Source organism: Burkholderia sp. BCC0506, assembly GCF_902833145.1.
Classification (GTDB): Bacteria; Pseudomonadota; Gammaproteobacteria; order Burkholderiales; family Burkholderiaceae; genus Burkholderia.
Map to the genome: position 1 here is coordinate 81,962 of NZ_CADFEN010000014.1, position 15,784 is coordinate 97,745.

The following is a 15,784-nucleotide window of genomic DNA, read 5'->3' on the forward strand; positions in this document are numbered from 1 at the left end:
ATGCGGGCCGCGTGGTTTATCCTTTCCCCGTTTTTCCCCGTCAATCCAGATTCCATAGGCTCGCATGAACGACCTGCTGCGTTCCTTCGTCCGGGCGCTCGCCAGCGCGCTGCACCCGCGCATGCTGTGGCTCACCCTGATGCCGTTCGTCGTCTCCGCGCTGCTGTGGGGCGCCGTGCTGTGGTTCTCGTGGCAGACGCTGCTGGACCTCGCGCGCGGCGCGCTCGACGGCTTCGTGCTGACCGCCGCGCTGTATCGCGCATTCGATGCGATCGGCATGTCGCAACTGCATGCGGTGGTCGCGCCGTTCGTGGTCGTGTCGCTCGCGATCCCGCTGATCGTGCTGACCGTGCTGCTGCTGATCGCGACGATCTCGATGCCGGTCGTGATCAAGCACCTGTCGAACCGGCAGTTCGCGGCGCTCGAGCCGAAGCGGGGCGGCACCTTCTTCGGCAGCGTGGTCAATTCGCTCGGCGCGGCGATCGTCGGCGTCGTGCTGCTCGTCGTCACGATCCCGCTGTGGCTGATTCCGCCGTTCTTCGCGCTGCTGCCGCCGGTGATCTGGGGCTGGCTCACGTACCGCGTGATGACCTACGACGCGCTCGCGCTGCACGCGAGCCGCGACGAGCGCCGCGCGCTCGTGCGCCGGCACCGCTGGCCGCTGATCGGCATCGGCGTCGCGACCGGGCTGCTCGGCACCGTGCCGACCTTCGTGTGGGTGTCGTCGGTCTGGATGATGGTGCTGTTTCCGTTCGTCGCGGCCGCCATGATCTGGGTTTACGCTTTCATCCTCGTCTTCTCGGCGCTGTGGTTCGGGCACTATTGCCTGCGCGCGCTGGAAGACCTGCGCGCGCGTGCGCGCGCCACCGCAATCGACATGGGGCAGGCATGAGCATCGGCATCATCATCATCGGCGACGAAATCCTTTCGGGACGCCGGCAGGACAAGCATCTGGCGAAGGTCATCGAGCTGCTCGGCGCGCGCGGCCTCGCGCTCGACTGGGCCGAATACGTCGGCGACGATCCGGCACGCATCACCGCGACGCTTGCGCGCGCGATCGCGTCGGGCGACATCGTGTTCTCGACGGGCGGGATCGGCGCGACGCCGGACGACCATACGCGCCAGTGCGCGGCCGCCGCGCTCGGCGTGCCGCTCGAGCTGCATCCGGAGGCGAAGGCGCTGATTTCCGAGCGCATTCGCGAGACGCACGCCGATCCGGCCACGCCGGTCGACTTCGAATCGCCGGAGAACCGGCATCGCTTCAACATGGGCGTGTTCCCGGCGGGCGCGACGATCATTCCGAACGGCTACAACCGGATTCCCGGCTTCTCGGTCGGCGATCTGCATTTCGTGCCCGGCTTTCCGGTGATGGCGTGGCCGATGATCGAATGGGTGCTCGATACGAAGTACGCGCACCTGCACCACGCGACGCCGCATGCCGAGCGCTCGCTGTACGTGTTCGAGCTGCCGGAATCGACGCTCACGCCGCTGATGGAAAAGATCGAGCGCGATTTTCCCGGCGTGCGCGTGTTCAGCCTGCCGAGCGTCGGCGACGCGGAGCGCGGCGGCATCTACGCGCGCCGTCACATCGATCTCGGCGTGAAGGGCGAGCCGGAGGCGGTCGCGGCCGCGTTCGTGAAACTGCGCGAAGGCGTGCACCTGCTCGGCGGCGACGTCGTCGAGCCCGATACGCCGCGCGGCTGAGCGGCCTGCCACGCGCCGCTCCAAAAGCAACGGGCCGCGCAATGCGGCCCGTCATCGGCATGTCATCGCCCGGCTCGACGATGAGGCTGTCGCAGCCGGCGTGCGCGGCGCGCCGTCAGGCGCCGATCCACGGCAGTTTGCGGAAGCACCAGCCGTCGACCGTCTTGCGGTGGCCTTCGGCGTCCTTCGCGCCTTCGAAGCCTTCGAGCAGGTCGAACGCCTTCGTGTAGCCGGCCTGCGCGGACGCGACCGCGGCGAGCTTCGAGCGCGCGGCGCTGCGGCACAGGAACAGGATGGGCGTATCGGGCGGGAGCGCTGCCTTCAGTTCGTTGACGAATTCGGCGTTCGGCACGCCGCCCGGGTAGCGCGTCCATTCGACGTGCAGGTACTGGCCGTCGCCGACGAGCGGGCGGCCGACCCAGTCGAGTTCGGCGCGCGTGCGCACGTCGACGAGGCGCGCCGACGGGTCGAGCTGCAGCAGTTCGAATGCCTCGACCGGCAGCAGTGCGCCGGCGTAGTCGAGCGCGCCTTGGGCGCGGCGTTCGTCGGCCTTCGCGTAAAGCTGATCCAGCGTACTCATGGCAGGGAGTCTCCGTATCGGTCAAACGAGCATTCTAGCGCGCCGCCGCGGCACGGACGTCCGCATGCGGCACGGCGCGCGTCGTACACGCGCTCACCAAAACGGTGCAGAATGGTGCGAATGCACCGAAATGATTCGCTCGATGCGGCGGGTCGGGGAGATTGCACCATGACGGTGCTTTCGGGGCAGGACCGACGGCGCGCGAAGCCCCGGAATCGCGCAGCGCGGCCCTGTCGTGGCGAGCCCCGGCGCGATTCGCGCCGATCCTGCGTAAAGGTGGCACGGAAGCTGCTATATAGAATTCGGTCGAATCGGGGCGCGCTGCGCCAAAGCAAGACCCCGGTCAGCTCGATAAACGAGGCGGTTTCCCAGTCCGCCGGAATTGTTCAATCAGGAGAAGAGGTTATGAGTAAAACCGTCGCCGACGTCATGCAGCTCGTGAAGGACGAGGACGTCAAGTTTGTCGATTTCCGCTTCACGGATACGCGCGGCAAGGAGCAGCACGTGTCGGTGCCGGTTTCGGCGTTTGACGAAGACAAGTTCGAAAGCGGTCATGCATTCGACGGTTCGTCGATCGCGGGCTGGAAGGGCATCGAGGCGTCGGACATGCTGCTCATGCCGGACCCGAACGCCGCCTTCGTCGACCCGTTCTACGAAGAGTCGACCCTCGTGCTGACCTGCGACGTGGTCGAGCCGGCCGACGGCAAGGGCTACGAGCGCGATCCGCGTTCGCTCGCGAAGCGCGGCGAAGCGTACCTGAAGAGCACGGGCATCGGCGACACGGCCTACTTCGGTCCGGAACCGGAATTCTTCATTTTCGACTCGGTCCAGTGGAACACGGACATGTCGGGCTGCTTCGTGAAGATCAACTCGGAAGAAGCACCGTGGTCGGCAGGCAAGGAGTTCGAAGGCGGCAACACGGGCCACCGTCCGGGCACGAAGGGCGGCTACTTCCCGGTCGCGCCGGTCGACACGTTCCAGGACATGCGTTCGGAAATGTGCCTGCTGCTCGAACAGCTCGGCATCCCGGTCGAAGTGCACCACCACGAAGTGGCGGGCCAGGGCCAGAACGAAATCGGCACGAAGTTCTCGACGCTCGTGCAGCGCGCCGACTGGACGCAATGGTCGAAGTACATCATCCACAACGTCGCGCACTCGTACGGCAAGACGGCGACGTTCATGCCGAAGCCGGTCGTCGGCGACAACGGTTCGGGCATGCACGTTCACCAGTCGATCTGGAAGGACGGCCAGAACCTGTTCGCGGGCAACGGCTACGCCGGCCTGTCGGAACTGGCGCTGTTCTACATCGGCGGCATCATCAAGCACGCCCGTGCACTGAACGCGATCACGAACCCGACGACGAACTCGTACAAGCGTCTGGTCCCGCACTTCGAGGCACCGGTGAAGCTCGCTTACTCGGCGCGCAACCGTTCGGCATCGATCCGCATTCCGCACGTGTCGAACCCGAAGGGCCGCCGTATCGAAACGCGCTTCCCGGATCCGATGGCGAACCCGTACCTGTGCTTCACGGCGCTGATGATGGCCGGCCTCGACGGGATCCAGAACAAGATCCATCCGGGCGAAGCAGCGGACAAGAACCTGTACGACCTGCCGCCGGAAGAGGATGCAAAGATCCCGACCGTGTGCGCGGGCCTCGACCAGGCACTGGAAGCACTCGACAAGGATCGCGAGTTCCTGACGCGCGGCGGCGTGTTCACGGACGGCATGATCGATGCGTACCTCGCGCTGAAGGAGCAGGAGCTGGCGAAGTTCCGCATGACGACGCACCCGATCGAGTTCGAGATGTACTACTCGCTCTAATCGGCGATGGCGCTTCGATTCAGCGCCGTCATGCCGGTTCGTTCCCGTCGCGCGGCTTGCGGCGGGAGCGGCGGAGTCTGAAAGGGGACGGCGTCCGGCCGTCCCTTTTTTGTTCCGACGATTTTCATTTTCTGGCCCGGTGAGGCGCGACAAGCACGCAGATGGTTCTGAAGAATCTGATCAAGGCGAAAACGGGGCAGCCCGAACGACTGACGGACGACGAGCGGCTCGCGCGCTCCGGTCTGCTGGCGGGGCTCGAAGCGCTGCCGACGGTCGTGCTCGTGCTCGACCGCAAGACGCTGCGGGTGGCGTTCGCGAACCCGTCGGCGGAGGCGATGCTCGACATCTCGCGGCGGCAGCTCGCGCAGCGGCCGTGGGGCGAGATTTTCCCGAACGCGAACGAGCTCGCGTCGACGATCACCGCGATCGGCCAGGAGCGCTTTCACGCGACGCATCTCGATACCGTGCTCGACCGGCCCGGCCGCGAACCGCTGCATGTGCACGCGATCGTCGGCTTCCTCGAGAGCGCGCCCGATTTCGTGCTCGTCGAGCTGTTCGAGAACGAACGGCAGTCGCGCACCGATCGGGAGGAGCGCATCCACGACCTGACCGCGGTCAACAAGCAACTGATCCGCAACCTCGCGCACGAGATCAAGAACCCGCTCGGCGGCATTCGCGGCGCAGCCCAGCTGCTCGAATTCGAGCTGGGCGAGCGCGAGCGCGGCGAGTTGCGCGAATACACGCAGGTGATCATCAAGGAGTCCGACCGCCTGCAGACGCTCGTCGACCGGTTGCTGGAGCCGCATCGGCATCCGCACATCGTCGGCGACGTGAACATTCATGAAGTGTGCGAACGCGTGCGCGCGGTGATGCTCGCGGAATTCCCGCGCGGGCTCACGATCGAGCGCGACTACGACGTGAGCGTGCCGGACCTGCGCGGCGACAAGGAGCAGTTGATCCAGGCGCTGCTGAACATCGTGCGCAACGCCGCGCAGGCGCTGCGCGAACGGATCGCGCAGGGCGACGCGAAGATCGAGCTGCGCACGCGCATCGCGCGCAAGGTGACGATCGCGAAGCGCCTGTACCGGCTGGCACTGGACTTGCACGTGATCGACAACGGGCCCGGCATTCCGGAAGAGATCCGCGACCGGATTTTCTATCCGCTCGTGTCGGGACGCGACGACGGCAGCGGCCTCGGCCTCACGCTCGCGCAGACGTTCGTGCAGCAGCACGACGGGATGATCGAGGTCGAGAGCCGGCCCGGACGTACCGAATTTCAGATTCTGCTGCCGCTCGACCATTGAGCGGCGACATTGCGATTGACCCATACCTGACCGACCTATGAAGCCGATCTGGATAGTAGACGACGACCAATCGATCCGCTGGGTGCTGGAAAAGGCACTCGCCCGGGACAGCTTCGCGACGAAGAGCTTCGCGAACGTGCGCGATGCGCTGGCCGCGCTCGACCACGAGACGCCGCAGGTGCTCGTGTCCGACATCCGGATGCCGGGCGGCTCGGGCCTCGAGTTGCTGCAGGCGATGCACGAGCGGCTGCCGGGCCTGCCCGTCATCATCATGACGGCGTTCTCCGATCTCGACAGCGCCGTCGCGGCGTTCCAGGGCGGCGCGTTCGAATATCTCGCGAAGCCGTTCGACGTCGACAAGGCCGTCGAGCTGATCCGCCGCGCGGTGGAAGAAAGCCTGCGCGGCGGCGCGCCGCAGGACGAGCGCGTGGCCGAGGCGCCCGAGATGCTCGGCCAGGCGCCCGCGATGCAGGACATGTTCCGCGCGATCGGCCGCCTGTCGCATTCGGCCGCGACCGTGCTGATCACCGGCGAGTCGGGCACCGGCAAGGAGCTCGTCGCCCGGGCGCTGCACCGTCACAGCCCGCGCGCGAACGGGCCGTTCATCGCGCTGAACACGGCGGCGATCCCGAAGGATCTGCTGGAATCCGAACTGTTCGGCCATGAGCGCGGTGCGTTCACCGGCGCGCAGACGACGCGGCAGGGCCGTTTCGAGCAGGCCGAGAACGGCACGCTGTTCCTCGACGAAATCGGCGACATGCCGTTCGACCTGCAGACGCGCCTGTTGCGCGTGCTGTCGGACGGGCAGTTCTACCGCGTGGGCGGCCACAACCCGCTGCGCGCGAACGTGCGCGTGATCGCCGCGACGCACCAGAATCTCGAGTCGCGCGTGCGGCAGGGGTTGTTCCGCGAGGACCTTTACCACCGGCTCAACGTGATCCGGCTGCGCCTGCCGCCGCTGCGCGAACGCAGCGAGGACATCGCGCTGCTCACGCGCCACTTCCTGCAGAAGAGCGCGCGCGATCTCGGCGTCGAACCCAAGCGCGTGTCCGACGACGCGCTCGCGTATCTGACGTCGCTGCCGTTTCCCGGCAACGTGCGGCAGCTCGAGAACCTCGCGAACTGGCTGACCGTGATGGCGCCCGCGCAGACGGTCGAGATCAAGGACCTGCCGCCCGACCTCGTGCCGGCCGGCGCGTCCGCGGCGTCGGCCGTCGCGACGGGCGACGGCGCGGACACGCACGGCAGTGGCGGCCATGCGGCGGCCGCGCCGTCCGCGATCGGTGCGGCGCCGCTGGCGGCCGCGCCCGTCGCGAGTGCGCCGAACGGCAGCGCGCCGGCCGGCTACCCGCTGTGGGAGCACGGGCTGCGCACCGAAGTCGCGCGGCTGTTGCGCGAGAACTCGGCCGACGTGATGGACGAACTCGCACGCCGCTTCGAGGCGGCCGTGATCCGCGAGGCGCTCGACTTCACGCGCGGTCGCAAGGTCGAAGCCGCGGAGCGGCTCGGCATCGGCCGCAACACCATCACGCGAAAGATCCAGGAACTCCATCTGGAGCCCTGAGCACGATGCGCGGCATGCGCGGGCATGCGCATGCCGCGATCGGACATAATCGCGGTTTGCACGCCGTTCGCCATTCCGCCGATCCTCCATGTCCGACTCCTTCCGCTGGCCCGCCGGGGCCGACCCGTTCCGTTTTCTCGAAGCGCTCGACAGCAAGCGCGCCCGCACCTGGGTCGACGAGCAGAATGCGCGCACGCGCGCCGCATTGCGCGACGACGATGCCTATCGCGCGCTGAGCGCGCGTCTCGCGAAAGCGTATCTGCCGCGCGAACGCCCGGTGATTCCGACCCGTTGGCGCGACTGGGCGTACGACCTGTGGCAGGACGATCTCCATCCGAAGGGGCTGTGGCGCCGCACGCGCTGGGCCGACTGGCGCGCCGGCCAGCCGATCTGGGAAGCGCTGCTCGACATCGACGCGCTCGGCGCCGAAGAGGGCGAGTCGTGGGTGTTCGAGCAGGAGGCGATCCTGTATCCGGACGGCGATCGCGTGCTGCTGTCGCTGTCGCCGGGCGGCGCCGACGCGGTCGTCGTGCGCGAATTCGATCTCGTCGAGCGCCGGTTCGTCGACGGCGGTTTCACGATCGACGAGCCGGGCCATCACACGGTCGGCTGGATCGACCGCGATACCGTCTACGTGAGCTGGGATCGCGGCGAAGCGCATGCCACCGCCGCCGGTTATCCGTATGAAGCGCGGCGCTGGGTGCGCGGCACGGCGCTCGCCGATGCGCCGGTCGTGTTCAGCGGCGAGCCGGACGACATCAGCGCGGGCGCGTGGTATGACCCGATCGACGGCCGCCACGTCGCGTGGCGCAGCGTCGATTTCTTCGACGCGCATGCGTACCGGCTGACCGACGCGGGCGAATGGGCGCGCTACGACGTGCCGACGCATGTCGAGGTCGGGTTCTGGGAGGGCTGGCTCGTGCTGGAGCCGCGTCTCGACTGGGATTGCGACGGCGTGCGTCACGCGGGCGGCTCGCTGCTCGCGATCCGCGAGCAGGCATTCCTCGCCGGCGCGCGCGCATTCACGACGCTGTTCGCGCCGCAGCCGACGACCTCCGCCTGCACGTGGACGCACACGCGCACGACGCTGATCGCCAGCTGGCTCGACGACGTGCACAACCGCACGATGCTGTGGCAGCCGCGGCAGGCCGACGATGGCGCGTGGACGTGGGACGCGCGGCCGTTCGACTGGCCGGGCGATGCGCAGATCGACGTCGAGCCGGTCGAATCGACGCTGAACGACGAGGTGTACGTCGACGTCGACACCTATCTCGATCCGCCCGAGTGCTGGCTGGCCGATCTGGCCGATCGCGCGGACGACGCGCCGTCGCGCCGCGTGCTGCTCGACCGGCCGCCGGTGCAGTTCGACGCGGCCGGGCTGGTCGTGCGCCGCGCGAGCGCGCGCTCGCGGGACGGCACGGCGGTGCCGTACACGCTGATCGGCCCGCGCGATGCGCTCGACGCGCCGGAAGGCGCGGCACGCGTTGCGCGGCCCTGCCTGCTGTCGGGCTATGGCGGCTTTGCGATTCCGAACCTGCCGGGCTACAGCGATGCGTTCGGCATCGGCTGGCTCGAGCGCGGCGGCGTGATGGCGTTCGCGCACATCCGCGGCGGCGGCGAGTTCGGGCCGCGCTGGCACGTCGACGCGCAGCGCGAACACCGCCAGCGTTCGTTCGACGATTTCATCGCGGTCGCCGAGGATCTGGTGGCGACGGGCGTGACGAGCGCCGCGCAACTCGGGATCGAGGGCGGCAGCAACGGCGGGCTGCTGGTCGCCGCGTGCATGATGCAGCGTCCGGCGTTGTTCGGCGCGGTGCTGTGCCGCGTGCCGCTGCTCGACATGCAGCGCTATCCGAAGCTGCACGCGGGCGCCGCATGGCTCGACGAATACGGTGACCCGGACGATCCGCGCGAAGGCGCGGCGCTGGCCGCGTATTCACCGTATCACCACGTGCGCGAAGGTGTCGTGTATCCGCCGTTGCTGCTGACGACGTCGACGCGCGACGACCGCGTGCATCCCGCGCATGCGCGCAAGATGGCCGCGCGCATGCAGGCGCGCGGCCACGAACGGGTGTGGTACTGGGAGAACACCGACGGCGGCCACGGCAGCGCCGACGATCTCGAACGCGCGCAAGCCGATGCCGCCGAATTCGGCTTCCTGTGGGCCCATCTCGGGCCGGCGCCCGCGCGGCGCTGATCGCGCGCGGGTGCTTGCGCGATCAGCCGACGATCGCGACGACGGGCGTGTGGTCGGACGGCTGTTCCCACGTGCGCGGCACGCGATCGACTTCGCACGACGTGCAGGTGGCCGCGAGCGCCGGGGACAGCAGGATGTGGTCGATGCGCAGCCCTGCGTTGCGGCGGAACGCCATCATCCGGTAGTCCCACCACGTGAAGGCTTTCTCGGGCTGCTCGAAGCGGCGGAACGCATCGACGAAGCCGAGTTCGATCAGCTGCTTGAAGTGCGCGCGCTCCTGCGGCGACACGAGGTTCTGGCCTTCCCATTTCGCTGGATCGTGCACGTCGCGATCTTCCGGCGCGATGTTGTAGTCGCCGAGCAGCGCGAGCTTCGGATAGCGCTGCAGCTCGGTGCGCAGCCACGCCTGCAGCGCGTCGAGCCACTGCATCTTGTAGACGAACTTGTCGGAGTCGAGCGCCTGGCCGTTCGGGAAGTACGCGGACACGATGCGCACGCCGTCGACCGTCGCGGCGATCACGCGCTGCTGCGGATCGTCGAAGCCGGGGATGTTGCGCACGACGTCCGACTCGTCGACGGCGAGCGTGTCGCGCACGAGGATCGCGACGCCGTTGTAGGTCTTCTGGCCCGTGAACCAGCTGCGGTAGCCGGCCGCCTCGAGATCGGCGCGCGGGAATTTCTCGTCCGGCAGCTTCAGTTCCTGCAGGCACAGTACGTCGGCTTGGCTTTGCGCGAGCCAGTCGAGCACATGCTGTTTGCGGACGTTGAGCGAGTTGACGTTCCAGGTGGCGATTTTCATGAACGGGAGCGTGCGTGCGGCGTGAATGCGAAGGCCGCCATCTTACCGCGAGCATGGGGTGCGAACGCACGCGTCATGCGGGGTGGCGCGCGTGTCATGCACCGTCGACCGGATAGCGGAAGCAGAAATTGTGACAAAAGTATTGACGTGAGTACTTCCTCACCCTATAATTTATTTCTCTGACGCGGGGTGGAGCAGTCTGGCAGCTCGTCGGGCTCATAACCCGAAGGTCGTAGGTTCAAATCCTACCCCCGCAACCAAGCACACCAGACGATGTGCAGCGCAAGTGACCGATGCGCGCTTCGTCGACGGAAACCCGGCTCCATGCCGGGTTTTTTGTTTTCCGCGTCCGCCCGTTATTTCGGCGCGCCCGGGCTCCCGGGCAGGAAGCCGTTCTCGATCAGATAGGTCGTCGTGTTGACCAGCGTGGCTCGCGCGTTAGGCGTGCCCGACAGCGCCGCGCACTTGTCCTTTCCCGTATCCAGCCGGATCGACCGTTCGGTCGTCGGGTAGTCCACGTCCTTCAGATAGAAATGCGGCAGCGACGTCATGTAGCGTGCATACGGCACGCATGGCCGCTGCATCGGGTCCTTCGACGCAGTGTTGAACGGAAAATACTCGTCGAACAGATAAGCCGAGCTCGACAGGCCGCCCCAGTCCGCCGGTACCGCGATGCTGCCGGTCGGCGTCGTGGCGCCGGTGGCGACGTCCGTGATGAAGCCGTCGACGGTCGAGCGCCCGTCGCTGCGATTGGCCTGCGTCACGGTGACCCGCAGCCGATAGGCGTGGCCGGTCTTCCACGGGTACGCGATCGAACACGATGTTCCGGAGCCGCCGTCCGCGCCGCCGCGGCAATTCGCCGACAGCGGCGCGGTGCCGGTGCCGAACGCGCTGAAGATCACCAGGTTGCTGCCCTGCGTGCGCGGCTGGATGCCTGTGTAGATCACGTGCCCGCCGTGTTGCGACGACAACTGGTTGGCCCAGTAGTAACTGGCGTTGACCTGGGTCGGCACGACTTCGGGCGTGATGTCCCACGTCATGCGATCGAAGCCGTCCCTGGGCGTCGTGGCCGCCGATGCGGTGATGCCGGGATCGGCGTGTGCGGTGAGCGTGGTCGACACGGCGAACAGCGCGCCGAATACGGTGCTGAGCTTTTTCATGTTCCTGTTTCCCGTTGGTGGAGAAAGAGACCGCGACGAGCAGCGTCGACCGCGGTGCCGCTGCCCGCGTACCAATTTGCGGTCACTTTATTACCAATGGATAACCAGTCGTGTCGGCGTGCCCGCGCGAACCGGGGCGCGCGATTCGCGGGCCGTTCGCGCTTGCCCCGCGTGACGGGCGAGAGCACGGAGTCGGGCGGGCGGCCACGCGCACGCCGGGAGAATGAATCGCGGCGTGCGCAACAATGCGGCGATGCCATCCGGCGACGGTCGCCGCTACGCGACGGCGCGCGTCGTTCAGCGCGCCGCCCATTCGACGGCCGCCTTCGCATGCAGCGCGGTCGTATCGAATACCGGCAGCGGCGAGTCGTCCGCGCCGATCAGCAGCGTGATTTCCGTGCAGCCGAGGATCACGGCCTGCGCGCCGCGCGCGGCCAGTTTGTCGATGATCGATACATACGTCGCGCGCGATTTCGCCGAAATCACGCCGTGGCACAACTCGTCGTAGATGATCCGGTGCACGTCGTCGCGCCCGCATTCGTCCGGCACCAGCACGTCGAGCCCGAACTTCCCGCGCAGGCGCTGCGCATAGAACGGCAACTCCATCGTGTAGCGCGTGCCGAGCAGGGCGACGCGCTCGACGCCCGCGTCGCGCAGCGCGTTGCCGGTCGGATCGGCGATGTGCAGGAACGGCAGCGTCACCGCGGCTTCGATCGCGTCGTGCACGCGATGCATCGTATTGGTCGTCAGGACGACGAGATCGGCGCCGGCCGCCTCGAGTTGCCGCGCGGCGTCGGCCATCCGTGCGCCGAGCGCGGCCCAGTCGTGCGTGCGCTGCAGCGCTTCGATTTCGGCGAAGTCGACCGTGACCAGCACGCTCTTCGCGTTGTGATGCCCGCCGTGCAGTGCCTTCGAGTGGCGGTTGATCATCCGGTAGTACTCGGCCGACGATTCCCAGCTCATGCCGCCGATCAGTCCGATCGTCTTCATTCCGTACCTTTGCGTTTCGTGTCTCGCGGCAAACGAGTATAGGCGCCGCCGCCCGGGCCCGGCCGGTACGATCCGCGTAAAGCGGGCCAGTACGGCGCAGCCGGTTGCGAGTGGCCGGCTGCGGGCGACCGGCTGCGGGCGACCGGCCCCGGACATACGCGGCAGTTGAAACCGGCACTGTGTTTTTGTACAGTATCGGCACCGTGAACCCGACCGCCATCCCGCCTGCCGATCCACACGAGTCGCCGCCGGGCGACACGCCGCCGCGCATGCGCAAGATCATTCATTGCGACTGCGACTGCTTCTACGCGTCGGTCGAGATGCGCGACGACCCGTCGCTGCGCAACCGGCCGCTCGCGGTCGGCGGCCGGCCCGACCAGCGCGGCGTGATCGCGACCTGCAACTACGAGGCGCGGCGCTACGGCGTGCATTCGGCGATGTCGTCGGCGCTCGCGATGCGCAAGTGTCCGGACCTGCTGATCCTGCCGTCCGCCATGGACAAGTACCGTGCGGCGTCGCGGCAGATCATGGCGATCTATCGCGACTACACGCCCGACGTCGAGCCGCTGTCGCTCGACGAGGCGTACCTCGACGTCAGCGGGTCGGAACGTTGCCAGGGCAGCGCGACACTGATCGCGCGCGAGATTCGCGAGCGCGTGCGCGATACGGTCGGCGTGACCGTGTCGGCGGGCGTCGCGCCGAACAAGTTCATCGCGAAGATCGCGTCCGACTGGAACAAGCCCGACGGGCTGTTCGTCGTGCGGCCGCACGAGATCGACGCGTTCGTCGCGGCGCTGCCGGTGCGCAAGCTGCACGGCGTCGGCAAGGTAACGGCCGCGCGGCTCGACCGGCTCGGCATCCAGACCTGCGCGCAGTTGCGCGACTGGCCGCTGATCGACCTGCACCGCGAGTTCGGTGCGTTCGGGCGGCGGCTGTACGAACTGTCGCGCGGGATCGACGAGCGGCCCGTGCAGGCCGACCAGGAGCGCAAGTCGGTCAGCGTCGAGACGACCTACGTGACCGACCTGACGACGCTCGAGCAATGCGCGGACGAAATTCGCCGCCTCGTCGTGCAACTCGACGCGCGGATCGATCGCGCGGGCGCCGCACGGTCGATCCGCAAGCTGTACGTGAAGATCCGCTTCGCCGATTTCCAGCGCACGACGGTCGAGTGCGTGGCCGACGCGACGAATGCCGACACGGCCGTCACGCTGCTCGCGAAGGGGTTGTTGCGGCGCGCGCAGCCGGTACGGCTGCTCGGCGTCGGCGTGCGCATCGACGAGGACACGGCCGCGCGCCACGGGCAATTCCTGCTGTTCGACGACGAGTCGCCCGCACCATGAAAAAAGGCACCGCCGAAGCGGTGCCTGTCGATGCAACCGGCGCAGCCGGGCAGCGCGCTCAGTGCGCGGACGCGGCCATCCCGTTGTGGCGCAGCAGCGCGTCGATTTGCGGCTCGCGGCCGCGGAACGCCTTGAACGACTCCATCGCCGGACGGCTGCCGCCGACCTCGAGGATTTCGCGGCGATAGCGCGTGCCGGTTGCCGCGTCGAGCACGCTGCCGCTGGCGGCGGCCGCTTCCTCGAACGCCGCGTACGCATCGGCCGACAGCACTTCGGCCCACTTGTAGCTGTAGTAGCCGGCCGCGTAGCCGCCCGCGAAGATATGGCTGAACGTGTTCGGCCAACGCGAGAACGCCGCCTGCGGGATCACGTGATAGCGCTCGTTGATCTCGCGCGCGAACGCGGTCACGCCGGTGGTGCCGGCCGGGTCGAAGTCGACGTGCAGCAGCATGTCGAACATCGAGAACACGATCTGGCGCAGCGTGCCGAGCCCGCTCTGGAAGTTCTTCGCGGCGATCATCTTGTCGAACAGCTCGCGCGGCAGCGCGGCGCCCGTATCGACGTGCGACGACATCGACGACAGCACGTCCCATTCCCAGCAGAAATTTTCCATGAACTGCGACGGCAGTTCGACCGCATCCCATTCGACGCCGTTGATGCCCGACACGCCGAGCTCGTCGACGCGCGTGAGCATGTGGTGCAGCCCGTGGCCGAATTCATGGAACAGCGTGATGACTTCGTCGTGCGTGAAGCACGCCGGTTTGCCGCCGACCGGCGCGGAGAAGTTGCAGGTCAGGTACGCGACGGGCGTCTGCACGTCGCTGCCGCGCTTCGCGCGCGAACGCGCGTCGTCCATCCACGCGCCGCCGCGCTTGCCTTCGCGTGCGTACAGGTCGAGATAGAACTGCGCGACGAGCGAGCCGTCGCGGTTCTCGACGCGGAAGAAGCGCACGTCCTTGTGCCACACCGGCGCGTCGTCCGGCTTGATCCGCACGCCGAACAGCGTTTCGGTGACGGTGAACAGGCCCTTCAGCGCGGCCGGTTCCGGGAAGTACTGCTTGACCTCGTTTTCCGAGAACGCATAGCGCTGCTGGCGGAGCTTCTCGGCCGCGTACGCGACGTCCCACGGCGCGAGTTCGGCGAGGCCGAGCTCCTTCGCGGCGAACGTGCGCAGCTCGTCCCAGTCCTTCTCCGCGTGCGGGCGGGCGCGCGTCGCGAGATCCTCGAGGAACGCGATCACCTGCTGCGGCGATTCGGCCATCTTCGGCGCGAGCGACACTTCGGCGAAGTTGCGGAAGCCGAGCATCCGCGCCTCTTCGCGGCGCAGCTTCAGCGCGTCGGCGACGATCGCCGTGTTGTCCCATTCGGCCTTGCCGTCGCCGTATTGCGGCCCGAGCTCCGACGCGCGCGTCGCATAGGCGCGGTAGAGCGTCTCGCGCAGCGCGCGGTCGTCCGCGTACTGCAGCACCGGGAAATACGACGGGAAGTGCAGCGTGAATTTCCAGCCTTCCTTGCCGTCCTTCTGCGCGGCTTCGCGGGCGGCCTCGATCGCGTCGCCGGGCAGGCCGGCCAGCTCGGCTTCGTCCTTGGCGAAGTACGCGTACGCGTTGGTCGCGTCGAGCACGTGATCGGAGAACGCCTTCGACAGCGCGGCCTGCTGTTCCTGCAGTTCCGCGAAGCGCGGCTTCTGGTCCTCGGGCAGCTCGGCGCCCGACAGGCGGAAGTCGCGCAGCGCGTTGTCGAGGATCTTCTTGCGCTCGGCGGACAGCGTCGCGTATTCGGCGCTCGCGGCGATCGCCTTGTACTTTTCGTACAGCGCGAGATTCTGCCCGACGCTCGACCAGAACTCGGTCACGCGCGGCAGGTTTTCACCGTAGGCCGCGCGCAGTTCGGGCGTGTCGGCGACCGCATTCAGATGACCGACGATGCCCCATGCGCGGCCGAGCGGCTCCGTCGCCCGCTCGACCGTCTCGACGACGGCGGCCCAGGTCGACGGCGTGTCGCTCGCGCTCGCGGTGTCGACCGCGCGGTTGGCGGCATCGAGCAGCGTATCGAGCGCGGGCGTCACGTGTTCCGGGCGGATCTCGCCGAAACGGGGCAGGCCGGAGAAGTCGAGGAGCGGATTGGTGTTGGCGCTGGCGGACATAAGACTCCCTGTCTGTTGCCGGATGAACCGGGATGAAAAGGGTAACGGCGGCTGGGCGCGAGCGCGCCCGATACCGACATTATTGGGGCGCATCGTGCGCTTTCCAATCGTTAGTTTCTAATGACGCGATTGACGCAGGGTCGGATGCGCGCGCCCGGCGAGGGGCGACGGATGTG

General features: G+C 67.7%; 12 protein-coding genes and 1 tRNA gene. 8 read left to right on the forward strand and 5 right to left on the reverse strand.

All coding sequences use genetic code 11. The annotated features are described in order from the left end of the window. Positions 1-64: 64 nt before the first annotated feature. Complete coding sequence (locus tag HWX62_RS27775; protein ID WP_175932732.1) at positions 65-892, forward strand: EI24 domain-containing protein; 828 nt, start codon at positions 65-67, stop codon at positions 890-892. Next, positions 889-1,704 carry a molybdopterin-binding protein gene (locus tag HWX62_RS27780; RefSeq protein ID WP_175932733.1) on the forward strand — a complete coding sequence of 272 codons (816 nt, stop codon included), beginning with the start codon at positions 889-891 and terminating at the stop codon, positions 1,702-1,704. The genes HWX62_RS27775 and HWX62_RS27780 overlap by 4 nt, the downstream gene beginning before the upstream one ends. Before the next feature lie 115 nt (positions 1,705-1,819). On the opposite strand, the gene HWX62_RS27785 is transcribed toward HWX62_RS27780, so the two are convergent. After that, complete coding sequence (locus tag HWX62_RS27785; RefSeq protein WP_175932734.1) at positions 1,820-2,284, reverse strand: rhodanese-like domain-containing protein; 465 nt, start codon at positions 2,282-2,284, stop codon at positions 1,820-1,822. A gap of 405 nt (positions 2,285-2,689) precedes the next feature. Between HWX62_RS27785 and glnA the strand changes: the two genes are divergently transcribed. The 4 genes from glnA (at position 2,690) to HWX62_RS27805 (ending at position 9,170) form a co-directional block, all read left to right on the forward strand. Then, positions 2,690-4,105, forward strand: a complete 1,416-nt coding sequence (gene glnA, locus HWX62_RS27790; RefSeq protein ID WP_059583292.1) for a type I glutamate--ammonia ligase — start codon at positions 2,690-2,692, stop codon at positions 4,103-4,105. A 161-nt stretch (positions 4,106-4,266) separates the two neighbouring features. Next, on the forward strand, positions 4,267-5,409 hold the full coding sequence (gene glnL, locus HWX62_RS27795; protein ID WP_175932735.1) for a nitrogen regulation protein NR(II): 1,143 nt from the start codon (positions 4,267-4,269) through the stop codon (positions 5,407-5,409). A 37-nt stretch (positions 5,410-5,446) separates the two neighbouring features. After that, a complete protein-coding gene (gene ntrC / locus HWX62_RS27800; RefSeq protein ID WP_175932736.1) occupies positions 5,447-6,973 on the forward strand; it encodes a nitrogen regulation protein NR(I) in 1,527 nt (508 codons plus the stop codon). An 88-nt stretch (positions 6,974-7,061) separates the two neighbouring features. After that, positions 7,062-9,170: a prolyl oligopeptidase family serine peptidase gene (locus HWX62_RS27805; protein WP_175932737.1), complete on the forward strand. Its 2,109-nt coding sequence runs from the start codon at positions 7,062-7,064 to the stop codon at positions 9,168-9,170. 22 nt (positions 9,171-9,192) lie between these two features. Here the strand turns inward: HWX62_RS27805 and xth are convergent, their stop codons facing one another. Next, entirely contained in the window at positions 9,193-9,969 is a 777-nt protein-coding gene (gene xth / locus HWX62_RS27810; RefSeq protein WP_175932738.1) for an exodeoxyribonuclease III, read from the reverse strand. A 183-nt stretch (positions 9,970-10,152) separates the two neighbouring features. Between xth and HWX62_RS27815 the strand changes: the two genes are divergently transcribed. Beyond that, positions 10,153-10,229: transfer RNA gene (locus HWX62_RS27815), tRNA-Met, on the forward strand. Positions 10,230-10,325: 96 nt separating this feature from the next. Here HWX62_RS27815 and HWX62_RS27820 read toward each other — a convergent pair. Together HWX62_RS27820 and HWX62_RS27825 are read right to left on the reverse strand one after the other, a co-directional pair. Next, the gene (locus HWX62_RS27820; protein ID WP_175985288.1) at positions 10,326-11,129 is read right to left on the reverse strand and encodes a DUF3472 domain-containing protein; all 804 of its coding nucleotides are present in this window, start codon (positions 11,127-11,129) and stop codon (positions 10,326-10,328) included. A gap of 297 nt (positions 11,130-11,426) precedes the next feature. Then, entirely contained in the window at positions 11,427-12,119 is a 693-nt protein-coding gene (locus HWX62_RS27825; RefSeq protein ID WP_175932284.1) for an aspartate/glutamate racemase family protein, read from the reverse strand. A gap of 179 nt (positions 12,120-12,298) precedes the next feature. Here HWX62_RS27825 and dinB point away from each other — a divergent pair, with 179 nt between their 5' ends. Then, positions 12,299-13,462 carry a DNA polymerase IV gene (dinB, locus tag HWX62_RS27830; RefSeq protein ID WP_175932283.1) on the forward strand — a complete coding sequence of 388 codons (1,164 nt, stop codon included), beginning with the start codon at positions 12,299-12,301 and terminating at the stop codon, positions 13,460-13,462. A 58-nt stretch (positions 13,463-13,520) separates the two neighbouring features. Here the strand turns inward: dinB and HWX62_RS27835 are convergent, their stop codons facing one another. After that, positions 13,521-15,608, reverse strand: a complete 2,088-nt coding sequence (locus tag HWX62_RS27835; protein ID WP_175932282.1) for a M3 family metallopeptidase — start codon at positions 15,606-15,608, stop codon at positions 13,521-13,523. Positions 15,609-15,784 lie beyond the last annotated feature (176 nt).

Coding starts and splice junctions, on each gene's coding strand:
- HWX62_RS27805 (WP_175932737.1), top strand. CDS start 7,062: ATGTCCGACTCCTTCCGCTGGCCCGCCGGGGCCGACCCGTTCCGTTTT.
- xth (WP_175932738.1), bottom strand. CDS start 9,969: ATGAAAATCGCCACCTGGAACGTCAACTCGCTCAACGTCCGCAAACAG.
- glnL (WP_175932735.1), top strand. CDS start 4,267: ATGGTTCTGAAGAATCTGATCAAGGCGAAAACGGGGCAGCCCGAACGA.
- HWX62_RS27825 (WP_175932284.1), bottom strand. CDS start 12,119: ATGAAGACGATCGGACTGATCGGCGGCATGAGCTGGGAATCGTCGGCC.
- ntrC (WP_175932736.1), top strand. CDS start 5,447: ATGAAGCCGATCTGGATAGTAGACGACGACCAATCGATCCGCTGGGTG.
- glnA (WP_059583292.1), top strand. CDS start 2,690: ATGAGTAAAACCGTCGCCGACGTCATGCAGCTCGTGAAGGACGAGGAC.
- HWX62_RS27835 (WP_175932282.1), bottom strand. CDS start 15,608: ATGTCCGCCAGCGCCAACACCAATCCGCTCCTCGACTTCTCCGGCCTG.
- HWX62_RS27775 (WP_175932732.1), top strand. CDS start 65: ATGAACGACCTGCTGCGTTCCTTCGTCCGGGCGCTCGCCAGCGCGCTG.
- HWX62_RS27820 (WP_175985288.1), bottom strand. CDS start 11,129: ATGAAAAAGCTCAGCACCGTATTCGGCGCGCTGTTCGCCGTGTCGACC.
- HWX62_RS27780 (WP_175932733.1), top strand. CDS start 889: ATGAGCATCGGCATCATCATCATCGGCGACGAAATCCTTTCGGGACGC.
- HWX62_RS27785 (WP_175932734.1), bottom strand. CDS start 2,284: ATGAGTACGCTGGATCAGCTTTACGCGAAGGCCGACGAACGCCGCGCC.